The organism is Acinetobacter sp. BY419, from assembly GCF_019038395.1.
GTDB lineage: Bacteria > Pseudomonadota > Gammaproteobacteria > Pseudomonadales > Moraxellaceae > Acinetobacter.
Genome location: NZ_JAGFXZ010000011.1, coordinates 1 through 13940, shown reverse-complemented (window position 1 = coordinate 13940; position 13940 = coordinate 1). Strand labels below are relative to the sequence as shown.

The 13940-nt window shown below is 42.0% G+C and carries 12 protein-coding genes; 1 reads left to right on the top strand and 11 read right to left on the bottom strand.

Going from position 1 to position 13940, the window contains the following annotated elements; genetic code table 11:
* Nucleotides 1-6 precede the first annotated feature (6 nt).
* The 4 genes from KUG37_RS05960 to KUG37_RS05945 all read right to left on the bottom strand — a co-directional run bounded on the left by KUG37_RS05960 (nucleotide 7) and on the right by KUG37_RS05945 (nucleotide 4889).
* Nucleotides 7-1671: an OmpP1/FadL family transporter gene (locus KUG37_RS05960; protein ID WP_216934863.1), complete on the bottom strand. Its 1665-nt coding sequence runs from the start codon at nucleotides 1669-1671 to the stop codon at nucleotides 7-9.
* 12 nt (nucleotides 1672-1683) lie between these two features.
* The gene (locus tag KUG37_RS05955; RefSeq protein ID WP_216940306.1) at nucleotides 1684-2889 is read right to left on the bottom strand and encodes a hypothetical protein; all 1206 of its coding nucleotides are present in this window, start codon (nucleotides 2887-2889) and stop codon (nucleotides 1684-1686) included.
* Between the two features lie 33 nt (nucleotides 2890-2922).
* A complete protein-coding gene (locus KUG37_RS05950; protein ID WP_216934867.1) occupies nucleotides 2923-3756 on the bottom strand; it encodes a C39 family peptidase in 834 nt (277 codons plus the stop codon).
* 188 nt (nucleotides 3757-3944) lie between these two features.
* Nucleotides 3945-4889 carry a DUF6160 family protein gene (locus KUG37_RS05945; protein WP_216934870.1) on the bottom strand — a complete coding sequence of 315 codons (945 nt, stop codon included), beginning with the start codon at nucleotides 4887-4889 and terminating at the stop codon, nucleotides 3945-3947.
* A gap of 259 nt (nucleotides 4890-5148) precedes the next feature.
* Here KUG37_RS05945 and KUG37_RS05940 point away from each other — a divergent pair, with 259 nt between their 5' ends.
* Nucleotides 5149-6480 carry an anthranilate synthase component I family protein gene (locus KUG37_RS05940; RefSeq protein WP_216940304.1) on the top strand — a complete coding sequence of 444 codons (1332 nt, stop codon included), beginning with the start codon at nucleotides 5149-5151 and terminating at the stop codon, nucleotides 6478-6480.
* A gap of 116 nt (nucleotides 6481-6596) precedes the next feature.
* On the opposite strand, the gene hisC is transcribed toward KUG37_RS05940, so the two are convergent.
* The 7 genes from hisC to KUG37_RS05905 form a co-directional block, all read right to left on the bottom strand.
* Complete coding sequence (gene hisC, locus KUG37_RS05935; RefSeq protein ID WP_216940302.1) at nucleotides 6597-7685, bottom strand: histidinol-phosphate transaminase; 1089 nt, start codon at nucleotides 7683-7685, stop codon at nucleotides 6597-6599.
* Nucleotides 7686-7853: 168 nt separating this feature from the next.
* Nucleotides 7854-9158 carry a histidinol dehydrogenase gene (gene hisD / locus KUG37_RS05930; RefSeq protein WP_216934875.1) on the bottom strand — a complete coding sequence of 435 codons (1305 nt, stop codon included), beginning with the start codon at nucleotides 9156-9158 and terminating at the stop codon, nucleotides 7854-7856.
* 186 nt (nucleotides 9159-9344) lie between these two features.
* Nucleotides 9345-10046 carry an ATP phosphoribosyltransferase gene (hisG, locus tag KUG37_RS05925; protein WP_004646025.1) on the bottom strand — a complete coding sequence of 234 codons (702 nt, stop codon included), beginning with the start codon at nucleotides 10044-10046 and terminating at the stop codon, nucleotides 9345-9347.
* The gene (gene murA, locus KUG37_RS05920) at nucleotides 10046-11302 is read right to left on the bottom strand and encodes a UDP-N-acetylglucosamine 1-carboxyvinyltransferase (RefSeq protein WP_216934877.1); all 1257 of its coding nucleotides are present in this window, start codon (nucleotides 11300-11302) and stop codon (nucleotides 10046-10048) included. Before murA ends, hisG begins: the two co-directional genes overlap by 1 nt.
* A 7-nt stretch (nucleotides 11303-11309) precedes the next feature.
* Nucleotides 11310-11561 carry a BolA family protein gene (locus tag KUG37_RS05915; RefSeq protein WP_216934878.1) on the bottom strand — a complete coding sequence of 84 codons (252 nt, stop codon included), beginning with the start codon at nucleotides 11559-11561 and terminating at the stop codon, nucleotides 11310-11312.
* 132 nt (nucleotides 11562-11693) lie between these two features.
* Nucleotides 11694-12026, bottom strand: coding sequence for a ribosome-associated translation inhibitor RaiA (raiA, locus tag KUG37_RS05910; RefSeq protein ID WP_216934879.1), 333 nt, complete (start codon nucleotides 12024-12026; stop codon nucleotides 11694-11696).
* A gap of 184 nt (nucleotides 12027-12210) precedes the next feature.
* On the bottom strand, nucleotides 12211-13662 hold the full coding sequence (locus KUG37_RS05905) for an RNA polymerase factor sigma-54 (protein ID WP_216934880.1): 1452 nt from the start codon (nucleotides 13660-13662) through the stop codon (nucleotides 12211-12213).
* Between the last annotated feature and the right edge of the window lie 278 nt (nucleotides 13663-13940).

The following is a 13940-nucleotide window of genomic DNA, read 5'->3' as shown; positions in this document are numbered from 1 at the left end:
TCTTCCTTACCAACGCGTGCGATAGTTCAAACCTAAAATGGTAATTTTGGTATCTGTTTTTATGTTCAAGCCTGCATATGGGTTTAATAGCAAATTATTTACCCCGGTCTGATTGGCTAAACTACTGGTATTTGCTGGAATGTGATCTTTACTGCGTAAGAAACCAATCGATAAATCCAGATCAGTGTCTGCATCAAAACGATAACCCACGCCCAAGCCAAATAACTGCGCACCATTAATAGGTACCATGGTATTACGCTTATCTTTTGGAATGGCACTGGTTCGTGGCTCATAACCTGCGCGAAGTTTTAGACGATCTGTTGCCGAATACTCCACCCCTATGCCAAAGTTCCACGGTGACTTAAATCCCATGGGTAAAGCCAGACTAGAATCTGTCACATTCCCTGACAAAATTTTGGCGATTTTTAAAGCGGAAAGTGTGCGATCGAACTCGAATTTAAACTGGTCCCACACCTTATAATCTGTCCATCCGACATCAAAATTCACTTGCAAGTCTGGCATCACCTTATAGGTGATTCCTGTCTGGAAATGTGCTGGGTATTCAAAATCCATCGACACCAGCCCAGACTCGCTGGAAGGAATATAATTCGGAAATCCAAGAATTGCAGCCAGAATTTGTCCGGTCGGTGAGGTCATTAAACCTTTGATCATTTCTTGCGGCGCTTTGGCATTATCAATATGGAATTTACCTTTTAGGCGCATTTTTGCCGCACTCTGGTAAACCATACCAAAACTAAAATCTTCGCGCGGTTCCCATAATAAGCCCAGGTTATAGCTTGGGCTCAAGTTTTGCTCGAGTGACAATTGCATTTGGCCAAATTTGCCAAATGGGTTCATGCCTTCGTCAGCATTACAGATCCCGAGTAAAAGAATGTCAGTAATAATGTCGGAATTTTCTTTAAACGGCGTACAAACGACCTCATCGATCATTCTTAACATACCAATCAGCTCATTGGGAAAACGCAAATCAGTTTTCATTGCAATGGCCTGATACGACATCCCGATAGACGCACCAATCGACAGTTGGTCATTGACTTCATAACCGATGGAGGGGGACAGATAAGTAATCCGTTCCAAAGCCACCTGCTGTCCCATAAAGTTTGCAGGACTTCCATCTTCCTGGCCAAACCCGGCCATTAAAGGTGCATAAATTGCAGTCGCATAGGTTGCTTTAGAACCAGGCGGATTGTAGGCAGCCCCCAAGGTCGGTGCAACCAAAGGAAGACCTTCACCCAAATCGACCATTTTTTTCAGATAAGGTACAAAAAGACTGACGTATTCCACATCACCGCTGACCGGGCCTTTAAAATCAGTACACAGATCAGATGAAACTTCAGGCCCATCATGACAAACCATGGGGTCATCAGAATAGCCAAATACGTTATATCCAGCCGGCACTGAAAATTCGCGCTGGATATCAAAATTAGCGACAATAATCTGCTGTTCAGTCTGCAGGCCCTTGATTTTAGTCAGGCCTGCCGGGTTAAAGTGGATGGCATTGACGCCTGGAGGATCCGCAGTAACAGCGTTCCCCATGGATAATGCGCGTAGATCCACCGAAAGGTTGGCACCTAGTTGCGCAAAGGTATAACTTGAACAGCCCGCAAGAATGATTCCTGTTAATAACGGGCTAAGTCGAATGGTTTTCATACGACGCCCCTATTAACTGATTTTTTTACCAAAACCTAAAATATCAAGCGGGAATGACAATCCCAACGAAACATCCGGCGCATCTTCGGTCAGCCCTAGGCCGACAGTACCATTTACAATCGTTTCTGGAGAAACCCTGACACCTAATGAAATAGCAAAAGTAGCACTGGTCTGATCTGCAGCAGAATAACTTTCACCGGTGTTATAGCTAAACTCAGCTCCCGTATTGAAGCTTTGTTGATAGGACATGGTCATCGAAACATCATAGTTAAATGAATACGCGAAACCGAATGCAAAACCCCCACTAATTCCGGGATCAAATTCTTCGATGATACGATAACCACGACGCTGGTTCAGACCTGATTCTTTAAAACCATAGTTGGCAGAAACCGATGCAAACAGTACGACCGGATCAATGTATTTACGCGTACTAGCCCCTAGCCCCGCAGAATAATATCCTTTGCCGACACCGAGATCTGTGGCTGCATTAATTTCGTAGGGGCTTTCACCCGTTTTGGTAGATAAATTTGCAAATAAAATCAGAGGTAGGCGGCCGGCTTTTAATGGGAAAGGTTCCCAGCGCGCGCCCATACTAATATCTCCCAGTCCAGCCGTAGAGGTATCTTTCAACAAGTCGGTCTTGGCCACCAAAGGTAGGGATGCAGTCAAAGTCAGGTTATCTTTCACCCCATATTGGAAAGTGAAAGTATTGGTCAGAGCATGTGTCGCATTTTCTTGCACCCGCAGTTGATATAATTGCCCCTGAGCCATTTCCAAGTCAAGCTGGGTGTCTCGGTAGTAGGTATAATCAATATCGTAATAAGATGAAATATCACCTTTTTTAATAAGGGAATATTGACGTTCGCTTGACGTAAATACTTCTTCCAGATTAGCTGCCTGGGTAGCATCACCTTCTTGTTGCTGTAAAGCTTGGGATGCATCTACAACCTGATTAGCCTGAGTCTCTACAGGTACCGCAGCTTTAACAGTAGTATCTTCAACTGCTTCATACCCACCTAGTTCTAACTCTTCTGTAGCCTGCGTTTCGATTTGCTCAGTTTGAGCCTGTACAGATGGAGCAGTTTCAACGACAATTTCTTCATCAACCGTTTCATATTCACCTAGTGCTGGTTCTTCTGCAGCAAATGCAACACCCATTACCATTTGAATGCTCAGTGCCAAGAACGTCTTGTTCATCCATTTACTGTTCATATCCATTTCACCATTTTAATTTTATTACTGTTTTTCGTTTTATTTGTTTTTGTAATACAGTCTCAGGAAGTTATATTGATATTCCCCAAATTTTTCTGATTCTGTATTACGATTGCGGTCCATACGGATTGTAGAGGCTTTATCAGCAATTTTGTCCATATAAAATTGTGGATACTGCATGTCGACCAAGGCATAGCGGTTGATCGTGGCATCCTCTACATGGCGCATATCTGATTCTTTTAATGCCAGAAAATTTTTGCGATATTGCTCAGGTACATTAATCAGGAACAAGGTGTTATTTTCCCAAATATCCTGAAAACGTTGCTCATCAAAACTGATATTACCGAGTGCCGGATCTGCAACATAAACCCGGCCATTTTTATAGCCTTTATAAACCACGAAATGTTTGAATCCGGCATAAGAAATCGGAACAATGGCGGGCTGGTCTTGATTGACTAAATCTTTGAATTCCCCACGGTAGCCTCCGCTTTCCAGTCCCAAGGCTGAAACAAAGCGCTTCATATCAAGCAGAGAAAAACTACGCCGTTCAACAATTTTATCCGTTTCACCGAATTTCATCAGCCCGCTCATGACTTGCTGCTCATCCAGCTGCGTACCGACATACCCATTGAGTAAGGTCGTAAGTGCTGCTGAACCGCAACTATAGTCGTAAGCTTGCCGCACTATGCCCTGAAATTGGTTTAGTATTGCAGGCTTGACTTCTACCGTTTCGCGGTGCATGCGCGTAAAAGAATCATTTCTTGAATCAAGGACTTCAGTATAGTGAACAGCGCCCGGTGGCTGTTTTTTGATATCTAGAGCTTCTTTGGCAGCGTAATACATCAATGCCGAGCCCAACGCGATCTCTAACATAATTATTAACTTTTCTTATAATTGGCATAATATGCCTATTTTTCTTTTTATAGAGTATTCACTCTACTTCCCTGTAACTAGAAAGATACCTTCTTTTTCAAAAAAATACAGCATTTTTTTTATTTTTTGGATAAATGATTCAGTCATAAAAAAAGCGCGTGTAAACACGCGCTTTTTTTCAATGAAGATTAGTGACCAGCAATCGTAATAATCGCACCTGGTACATATTGACCTTGCGCAGGGCTGAAATAAGTTTGTAAACCTTGGATTTCCATATCGCCGATTGATGCAGCATTACGGCTACCTAAGTGAATACCTTTCACATAATTATCATGCGCACCGCTTGTGCTGACAATACGAATATAACCTTTAGATGCCGTTTCCTCACCAAATACGCTAATAGACTGATTTAAAGCAAGATCTCTAGAGTTTGCATCTGTTAGTTTGATACTTTCAATGAAGATTTCACCTGCAGCACGTGTATCAGTTTTCGTTGAATTATCCAAGATTCCTAGGTCTTTAATTTCCAGACCACCGATCATATTTGCATTTAATTTAATCATTGCGCCTTGAGGTGCTGCACCCAACTGAATATTAGCAGTCATTGGGCCTGTTTTAAGAGATAAGCCAGATAAAATCGCATTGGTTTGACCTACACCACCACGGCGGATAGATGTTGCGTCATCAGCCGGTGCAGCGGCAGATCCAACTACACCAATTTCACCAATATGAATATCTAAACCAGATACTGCTGCTGCAATATTAATGAATGGATTCCCAGCACCAGCATCAGAGTCAATTTTCAAGTCAGCGAGGTTACGTGTAGGCAATAAATATGCACCACCATTGTCATAGTTTGCACCTACCACAATACCGTGGTTGGTAGTTTCACCGGTACCATTTTTCTGAATAACAATCGCACCTGCTGCACCTGTACCACCAGCTCCAGAATAACCATCATTATCATGAATATATAGTTTTTCAATTTCAATTTTTGAAATACCGATACCAATCGAGATACCTTCCTGACCCGTTGTTTCGCTTAGAGATGCCTCATCCATTGCCTGCATCGCCATCGCATTGGCACTAAATGCAACTGAAGTTGCAAGAACTAATTTTGTGAATTTTTTCATTGTTTACTCTCCCAAGAGTACTATTTTTTTTGATTGTGAATTACTCAGTGTTTAGGCTGTATTTTTTATTTTCTGACAGCTTAAGCATCTTTCCTTGAGCAATTTGCTAGCCCACTTAACTTAGCGTCGAGTCAGATTTTGATCAACTGTTGTTGGTCGCAATCTGTCGCTTACCGATAAACGGTATTTCATGATTTAACAATATTTTCCTGTCTGCTTGATATAAAATAGCGCGTCATATTGAACTCTGCTTAACTGAATGACCGAAGCTCTCTATCATCGTCCCTTAAAATTTGAATCACCTCTGGTTGCAGATGTATTATCCGCCTTAAAGACATTGGATCATCTGGTGTATTTAAATAATAATGGTCAGCCTTTTATTGCCTGCTGTGCTCAAGAGTATTTTGTTGCACAGACATCACAAATTCAGTCTTTTAAAAGAATGGAGATTGAACAATATCAACCTGGACCATCTGAGTTTAATTTAGAAATTGATGCATTAAAAAACCCTCACAAGAATGGATTTCATGGAGGTTATGTCGGGTTTATCGGCTATGATTATGCGGCTCAGCAGTATATTCAGTATCTAGACCGCCCTCAACCTGGTTTATTTATTGGTCAATTCACTTCTTACATTAAACCAAGCTCCGAGGGCTGGATGTTCTATAGTGATGATCCACAGGCAGAGCAGATCTTCAATTATATTCAGAACTTACTTAATCAAGATAAAACTCATCCAACATTTCAATTAATAAGCCCCTGCACTTCACGCTGGACCAAAGCGGTCTACAGCCAGGCATTTCAGAAAATTCAGGATTATATTGTTGCAGGTGACTGCTATCAGATTAATCTGACACAAGAGTTTAATGGTCGTGCCCAAGGTTCCCTCTTGGCAACCGCCCAAGCCTTCTGGATATTAACCGAAGCGCCTTATGCGGGTTATTTGCGTATTGGTGATTTTGAGTTACTCAGCTGCTCACCCGAGTTGTTTATTGACTTTGAGGAAAATCGAAAAATCATTACCAAACCAATTAAAGGCACCACGCCCCGCCATACCGATCCAGTGCTCGATGAACAATCCAGACAGACCTTAAAAGCATCAGAAAAAGATCAGGCAGAAAATGTTATGATTGTGGATTTATTACGTAATGATTTAAGTGTTTATGCCGAAACAGGCACTGTCAAAACACCGAAATTATTTAACATTGAAAGCTTCAATCAAGTTCATCATATGGTCAGTGAAGTTGAGGCGACTTTAAAAGCAGATGCCAATCCTTTTAAGGTACTCATGTCTGCCCTTCCGGGCGGCTCGATTACTGGTGCACCCAAGATTCGGGCAATGCAGATTATTGCAGAACTTGAAGGTGCACCGCGTGGCGCTTACTGTGGTTCTATGGGCTATTTCAATTTCGATGGTACCGGCTCCTGGAATATTCTCATTCGCTCGATTCAAAAGTATCAGGAAGATATTTCTTTATGGGCCGGTGGTGGCATTACCATTGCTTCTGATGGCGATGCAGAATACCAGGAATGTTTTGATAAGGTTTCAGCGATGCTGGATCTGTTAAATACATGGTATCAGCCTGAATAAATAAAAAAGCGAATCTTAAGATTCGCTTTTTTAATCCTTCCCAGCCTCCCTTTTTAAAAGAGAGGAAAAGGCCCCTCTTTCATAAAGATGAGGAGCACTACTCCGTAAGGGAGAAATTACGCCAAAATATCGTTTTTCAAGGTATCGACCAACCGCTGGTTTTGTTCGTCTGTACCAATAGTAATACGTAAGAACTGGTTGATCCGAGGTTTATTGAAATAACGCACAATAATGCCACGCTCGCGTAACTCAGTCGCCAATTCACCTGCATCTTTTGATGGTAATGTGGCAAAAATAAAGTTAGCACTCGAAGGTAATACCTTAAAACCAAGCTCATTCAGTTGGGTTACTAACGTTTCACGACTGGCAATAACTTTCTGATTTTGTGCTTCAAAGTATTCCTGATCTTCAAAAGAAGCCACCGCTGCAGCAATCGCAAAACGATCCATCGGATAGGAGTTGAAACTATTTTTGACTGCTTCAAGAGCTGCAATTAAGTGGGGCTGAGCAATGGCAAAACCAACACGCAATCCTGCAAGTGAGCGAGATTTAGATGTCGTTTGACAGATGACCAGATTCTCATATTTCTCAACCAGCTTGACTGCCGATTCAGCGCCAAAGTCGACATAGGCTTCATCAATGACTACGACTGAATCCGGATTGGCTTGCAGGATTTCTTCAATCGCAGCCAGACCTAAATCAATACTGGTCGGTGCATTCGGATTGGTGATGATAATACCGCCATTGGCTTGCTTGTAATCATCCACGACAATTTCAAAGTCATCATTGAGTGGTAAAACTTTGGTTTTGACACCAAAAAACTGACTATACACTGGATAAAAACTATAAGTAATGTCGGGATAAAGTACAGGCTGCTCTTGAACAAAAAATGCCTTAAAGATATGTGCCAGGACTTCATCTGATCCATTACCGACAAAGACAGTTTCTACTGGTACATTTTGCTGCTTGGCAATTGCCTGTTTCAGTTCTGATGCATCGGGATCTGGATAAAGACGTAAAATATCCGCCGAATTTTCCAATACCTGCTGTACTGCTGCAACTACTTTTGGCGATGGCGGATACGGATTTTCATTGGTATTCAGTTTTAAAATATTCTGGATTTTGGGTTGTTCGCCCGGTGTGTACGGTTCTAATTCACGTACTTCAGGACTCCAAAAACGCATTTGTTCTGCTGTAATATTCATTTTGTATTCTCTTTAAACCCTCTCCTAACCTCTCTTGCATTTCACTTTAAAGCAATGCTTAAAGCTCATTCAGGGAGAGGTATTTTCATGACTAAAGACACAAGATTTTTTGTGGTTTAAGTTCTCCTCTCCTTTTAGGAGAGGGTCAGGGAGAGGTTATAATTCTATTTATGGTTGATAACGATAACGTGCTGAACGCGCATGCGCATCCAGGTTTTCCTGCTGTGCCAAAATATCTGCTGTTTTCGCTAAGGTTTTAACACCTTCTTCTGAGCACATGATCAGGCTGGAACGCTTCTGAAAATCATAAACACCCAATGGTGATGAAAAACGCGCAGTACCTGAAGTTGGCAAGACGTGATTTGGACCGGCACAATAATCACCAATGGCTTCAGGCGTATAACGTCCCATAAAGATGGCACCCGCATGACGAATGCTTTCAGACATCATTTCTGCATCATCCAGACATAGCATCAGATGCTCAGGCGCCACCTGATTGATCAAATCCGACGCTTCTTGACGATCTTTTACGAGTACCAAAGCACCACGATTGGCAATTGAGGTACGGGCAATTTCTGCCTTCGGTAATGTTGCCAGATGCATTTCTATCGCCTGCTCAACATCATTCAATAACTGTTCATCTGGGGTGATGAAAATGGCTTGTGCCACAGTGTCATGTTCAGCCTGTGACAATAAGTCCATCGCTAACCATTCAGCGTTATTCTGACCTTCTGCATAAACCAGAATCTCGGAAGGACCTGCAATCATATCAATGCCAACTTGACCAAACACCGCACGTTTTGCCGCAGCCACAAAACGGTTACCTGGACCCGTAATTTTATCGACAGGTGGCACAGTTTCAGTACCATAGGCTAAGGCTGCAACGGCCTGTGCACCACCAATCGTGAATACCCGTGTTACACCTGCCAAGTAAGCTGCTGCAAGTACCAAAGGATTTAACTCACCGTTTGGTGCAGGAACCACCATGATAATTTCAGGAACACCCGCAACATGTGCAGGAACGGCATTCATCAGCACAGATGAAGGATATGATGCCAGACCACCCGGCACATAAATACCTACACGATCCAGAGGCGTTACTTTTTGACCCAAGGTATTGCCTAAAGCATCGACATAATTCCAACCATCTTGCTTTTGTGCCTGGTGAAATTCACGTACACGATTGGCAGCCAATTCCAGTGCTTCACGCACCTCGGTTGTTAGACCTTCAAATGCCGTTTTCAGCTGTTCTTGGCTCAGTTCAAGCTCTGAAAATTGATGCGCTGGATGTCGATCGAACTGTTGGGTGAGTTTAAGCACATGTGCATCACCATGCTGACGAACATCAGCAATGATTTGATCTACTGTTTTTAAAAGTTCAGGATCATTCACAGTCTCAAAAGCCAACAAGTCAGCAAAAGTCTGCTTGAAGTTTTGATCTTGGGTCGATAAACGTCGCATCAATTTACCCATCAGGTTTGAATTCGAAGGCTTTAGTTTACCTGTTTTCTAGGCTTTTGTCGGCAGACATAGTGCTCTAGCTCTATGAGTTTTATTGAAAATAGCTTTGGGTAAAATTGATGAAAGGATTTGAATAGAATCTGATATGCAGAGAAATAAAAAACCGCCCTGAAAGGACGGTTTTTTCACGCAATAAATTTAAGCCTGTTTTGCCTTTTCACGCTCTTCCACTGCCTTTTCAAGCTGTGCCAGAATCGGATTTAACAAAGCCTGCTTACGCTTGAAACTGGCTTTATTCACGATTAAGCGTGAAGATACTTTACAGATTTCTTCAAGCGGCTCTAAACCATTGGCGCGTAAGGTATTACCTGTATCCACAACGTCAACAATGTAATCACCCAGACCGACCAGTGGTGCAAGTTCCATTGAACCATAGAGCTTGATCACATCTACCTGTTCACCCAGGCTAGCATAGTATTGACGGGTCAAATTCACGTACTTGGTCGCAATTTTTAAACGACCTTTAGGACGCTGCATTCCCACCTTACCGGCTGTCATCAATTTACATACCGCAATTTTCAGGTCCAATGGTTCATACACGTTTTGCGCGCCATGTTCCATCAATACATCTTTACCGGCCACACCAATATCGGCTGCACCATTTTCAACATATGTTGGTACATCTGAAGCACGTAAAATTAAAATACGAACCTGTTTATGCGTAGTAGGGAAAATCAGCTTACGAGATTTATCAGGATCTTCTAAAAGATTAATCCCTGCTGTTTCTAGCAAAGGTAAAGTCTCTTTTAAGATACGCCCCTTACTTAATGCCAAAGTTAAACCATGATCAAAATTGCCCATTACGTCAAAGTTTGGATCATCGTTTCTCATATCGCTCATTAATTTACTCGCTTAATTTGGGCACCTAAACTTTGTAACTTTGCTTCTACATCTTCATAACCGCGGTCAATATGATAAATACGGTCAATCAGTGTTTCGCCTTCAGCGGCCAGTGCTGCCAGAACTAAAGAGAAAGAAGCACGTAAATCTGTTGCCATTACCGGTGCAGCAGAAAGTTTTTCTACACCAGTTACCACAGCATCATTACCTTCAACCTGGATATTGGCACCCATACGTGCCAACTCAGGGACATGCATAAAACGGTTTTCAAAAATCGTTTCAGAAATTGTCGCAAAGCCTTGCGCAATGGCATTCACAGCCATGAGCTGGGCTTGCATATCGGTTGGAAATTCCGGATGTGGCAATGTCTGGAAGCTCACGGCTTTCGGACGTTTACCCAGCATATCCAGTTCAATCCAGTCGTCACCACGGGTCACTTCTGCGCCCATTTCTTCAAACTTGTCCAGCACCGCTTCCATCAAAGATGGATCTGTATGCGTGGTTTTGATACGACCACCAGTGATCGCTGCAGCAGCCAGATAAGAGCCGGTTTCAATCCGGTCAGCCACGACAGCATATTCACAGCCATGCAGACTTTCAACACCAGTCACAATTAAAGTATCTGTATCCAGACCTTCAATCTTGGCACCCATCTTGATCAGCATTTGCGCAAGATCGGTGATTTCAGGTTCACGTGCTGCATTGCGAATCGTGGTCACGCCATCAGCTAGCACTGCAGCCATCAGAATATTTTCTGTACCACCCACAGTCACCATATCAAAGACGACTTCGCCACCTTTAAGACGACCATCGACTTTGGCATGTACATAACCGGCTTCCACTTCAATCTCAGCACCCAAAGCCTCCAAAGCTTTTAAATGCTGATCAACGGGACGTGAACCGATCGCACAACCACCGGGCAAAGACACTTTTGCACTACCATAGCGCGCCAACAAAGGACCGAGCACCAAAATAGAAGCACGCATGGTTTTCACGAGCTCATATGGTGCAAACTGGTTATCTAATGTGGAAGTATCCGCAATGACGGTATCGCCTTCATAGCTCATGGTGATCCCAAGACCGGCAATCAGCTTCACCAATGTCTTCACATCTTTGAGATCAGGAACATTTCTGAGCGTAATTGGCGTATCAGCAAGAATCATTGCTGCTAATAATGGAAGCGCGGCATTCTTAGCACCAGAAATACGCACTTCACCTTCGAGCTTGATACCGCCCTGAATTAAAAATTTATCCATTAATTTATTAAGCTCCAAATAAGCTTGCTTTGCGCCATTCTTCTTTTGTCATTGCTCGAATTGTCACTGCGTGAACTGCCCCACTGGCAATATGGCCATTGAGAGGAGCATAAACAGCTTGTTGGCGTGCAACTGGACGCTTACCTTCAAATTGATCATCCACAATACGGAGATCAAATTTTCCGCCCTGACCACTCACAGCAACATCCGCCTCGGGAAAAGCGGCTTCTAAAATTTCAGCGAGCTGTTCATTATTCATCACAAGACCTCTTATAGGACTAAGGGTGTAAAACGAGCCATTTTACTATAAATAGCAAAAATAATTCATGGATCCATACATTATATATATAAAAAAAAGAGGCTTTTAAGGCCTCTTTTCATCATTCATCCTTTATAAGGCGAAAGCATGCTGTTGTAAATGCATTTCTCGATATCGATCAATCTGCCGTTTGAGTTTTTCCGTTAAAATTTTAATCGAGGTATACATATCATCTGCAGTGGCATGGGCAAAAAACTCGATGCCCGGTAATCTGATAATAGCCTCTGCAATATGATTACTACTGCCCTTCCTGGAGCGTTTATCAATTTGATGATCTTTCGAGAGTTTCACTTGCATACTATTCACCTGATCGATGTGCTTAGTCATCTGTGAAAACTTGGTTTTTATACGTTCTTCAATTGCTGGCGTAATAGATAAATGATGTCCACGAATTGTTATTTGCATAGTTCTATCCCTCACCTTCGTTAGGATCAGAAGAGTCACAATATAAAATATATTAAATACAGTAACTTATAAACAAAATATCCGTATTTTAAGTTCTGAATTAAATCATTTTTACTGATACTCAAAAGAAAAAAGATTCATTATGCTGTCATAATGAATCTCTAGAATAGTCAGATTTTAAATTTCAGATCAAGACTTTTCGCTCAGAAGATGAAGGAATATGTAACGATTCACGATATTTAGCCACCGTACGTCGCGCCACATCAATCCCTTCATCTTTTAACATATTGGCGAGTGCATTATCAGACAAAGGTTTACGGGCATTTTCTTCAGAAACCAGTTTTTTGATTTTGGCACGAATGGCAGTAGAAGAAGCCTCACCGCCAGAGGTTGTGCCCACATGACTCGAGAAGAAATATTTCAACTCGAACAACCCACGTGGAGTCAGCATATATTTATTGGTGGTCACACGAGAAACAGTAGATTCGTGCAATTCAACTTCTTCAGCAATATCTCTCAAAACCAAAGGCTTCATGCCTTCAGCTCCAATTTCCAAGAACATTTTCTGATGTTCTACAATACAGGTAGCTACTTTTAATAGGGTTTTATGTCGCTCATCGATACTCTTAATAAAGTTTTTTGCTTCTAGCATCTGGTTACGCAGATACTGATTATCATCACTTTGATCCGCACGACGAATCATCTTGGCATAGAAAGAATTGACACGTAATTTTGGCAGCACATCCTGATTTAAATTAACTTGCCAAGAGTTATTTTTTTTCATCACAACAACATCCGGTACCTGATAATCTGATTCTTTGTTTTCAAATTCCAGACCTGGATGAGGTTTCAGGGTTTTCATTAAATCTACCGCACAGCGCAACTGCTCTGGATTCAAACCAGTCTGCTTGATCAGTTTGGGCAACTCGTTGTTAATCAGCAATTCATAATGTTGCAGAAGCTTAATCGCATCATTTCGGCAAGGTGTTGATACTGGCAGGCTATCAAGCTGGATAAGCAGACATTCTGCCAGGTTCCTAGAACCCACCCCCACTGGATCTAAACGCTGAATATGCTTCAGTACTACCGCTACTTCATCATCTTCAATTTCTTCATCAGAGTCCATAGTAGAGAGCAGATGCTGTGCCGAGGCCGTAATTTCGCTCAGATCCGCATCTAAAAAGCCTTTATCATCCAAAGAGTCTACAATGCAATAAGCGATTAATTGATCAATCTTTGAAAAGTTCAACAGATTAATTTGCTCAAGCATATATTCCTTAAGAGTCTGATGCCCTTGACGATTATCTTCACGCTCTTCAAATTCGGCCGCACCTAAGGTGGTAGGCTGATGAGTATAAACATCATCCCAATCTGTATCTACCGGCAGGTCATCAGGAAGATGGTCAGCATTGAGCTCACTGGTCAGGTCTTTGTGTTCATTATTTGATTCAATGGTAGATAAGCTTTCAATGGTAATCTGTTCTTCAACTTTTTCTAATAGAGGATTACTATCAAGTTGTAATTGAACTTCTTGTTCCAATTCTAGACTTGAAAGTTGTAATAGCCGGATTGCTTGCTGTAATTGTGGAGTTAATGACAGCGAGTTCGCAATTTTTAAGCCCACTGATAGTCTCATTCTTACCCCCTTAATAGAAAATCTCGTTTTATAAGCAATTTTTATGCCGTTTTATTTTTTATAGCATAGTTTTACCAAAAAACCTACAAATGGGATTTTAAATTTCTCGACTTTCCAGACTAATAATTTTTAACCAATTAATTTTAAACATAAAAAAACACCCCCTGTCTTTAGACAGGGGGTGTTTCGAATAATGAGCTGGCGATGACTTACTCTCACATGGGTAACCCCACACTACCATCAGCGCAAAGAGGTTTCACTTCTGAGTTCGGGAAGGG

Excerpts from the sequence above, each read along its gene's own strand:
- KUG37_RS05950 (WP_216934867.1), bottom strand. The coding sequence starts at position 3,756 with ATGTTAGAGATCGCGTTGGGCTCGGCATTGATGTATTACGCTGCCAAA.
- KUG37_RS05940 (WP_216940304.1), top strand. The coding sequence starts at position 5,149 with ATGACCGAAGCTCTCTATCATCGTCCCTTAAAATTTGAATCACCTCTG.
- KUG37_RS05905 (WP_216934880.1), bottom strand. The coding sequence starts at position 13,662 with ATGAGACTATCAGTGGGCTTAAAAATTGCGAACTCGCTGTCATTAACT.
- KUG37_RS05915 (WP_216934878.1), bottom strand. The coding sequence starts at position 11,561 with ATGAATAATGAACAGCTCGCTGAAATTTTAGAAGCCGCTTTTCCCGAG.
- hisD (WP_216934875.1), bottom strand. The coding sequence starts at position 9,158 with ATGGGTAAATTGATGCGACGTTTATCGACCCAAGATCAAAACTTCAAG.
- raiA (WP_216934879.1), bottom strand. The coding sequence starts at position 12,026 with ATGCAAATAACAATTCGTGGACATCATTTATCTATTACGCCAGCAATT.
- hisC (WP_216940302.1), bottom strand. The coding sequence starts at position 7,685 with ATGAATATTACAGCAGAACAAATGCGTTTTTGGAGTCCTGAAGTACGT.
- murA (WP_216934877.1), bottom strand. The coding sequence starts at position 11,302 with ATGGATAAATTTTTAATTCAGGGCGGTATCAAGCTCGAAGGTGAAGTG.
- KUG37_RS05945 (WP_216934870.1), bottom strand. The coding sequence starts at position 4,889 with ATGAAAAAATTCACAAAATTAGTTCTTGCAACTTCAGTTGCATTTAGT.
- KUG37_RS05955 (WP_216940306.1), bottom strand. The coding sequence starts at position 2,889 with ATGGATATGAACAGTAAATGGATGAACAAGACGTTCTTGGCACTGAGC.
- KUG37_RS05960 (WP_216934863.1), bottom strand. The coding sequence starts at position 1,671 with ATGAAAACCATTCGACTTAGCCCGTTATTAACAGGAATCATTCTTGCG.
- hisG (WP_004646025.1), bottom strand. The coding sequence starts at position 10,046 with ATGAGCGATATGAGAAACGATGATCCAAACTTTGACGTAATGGGCAAT.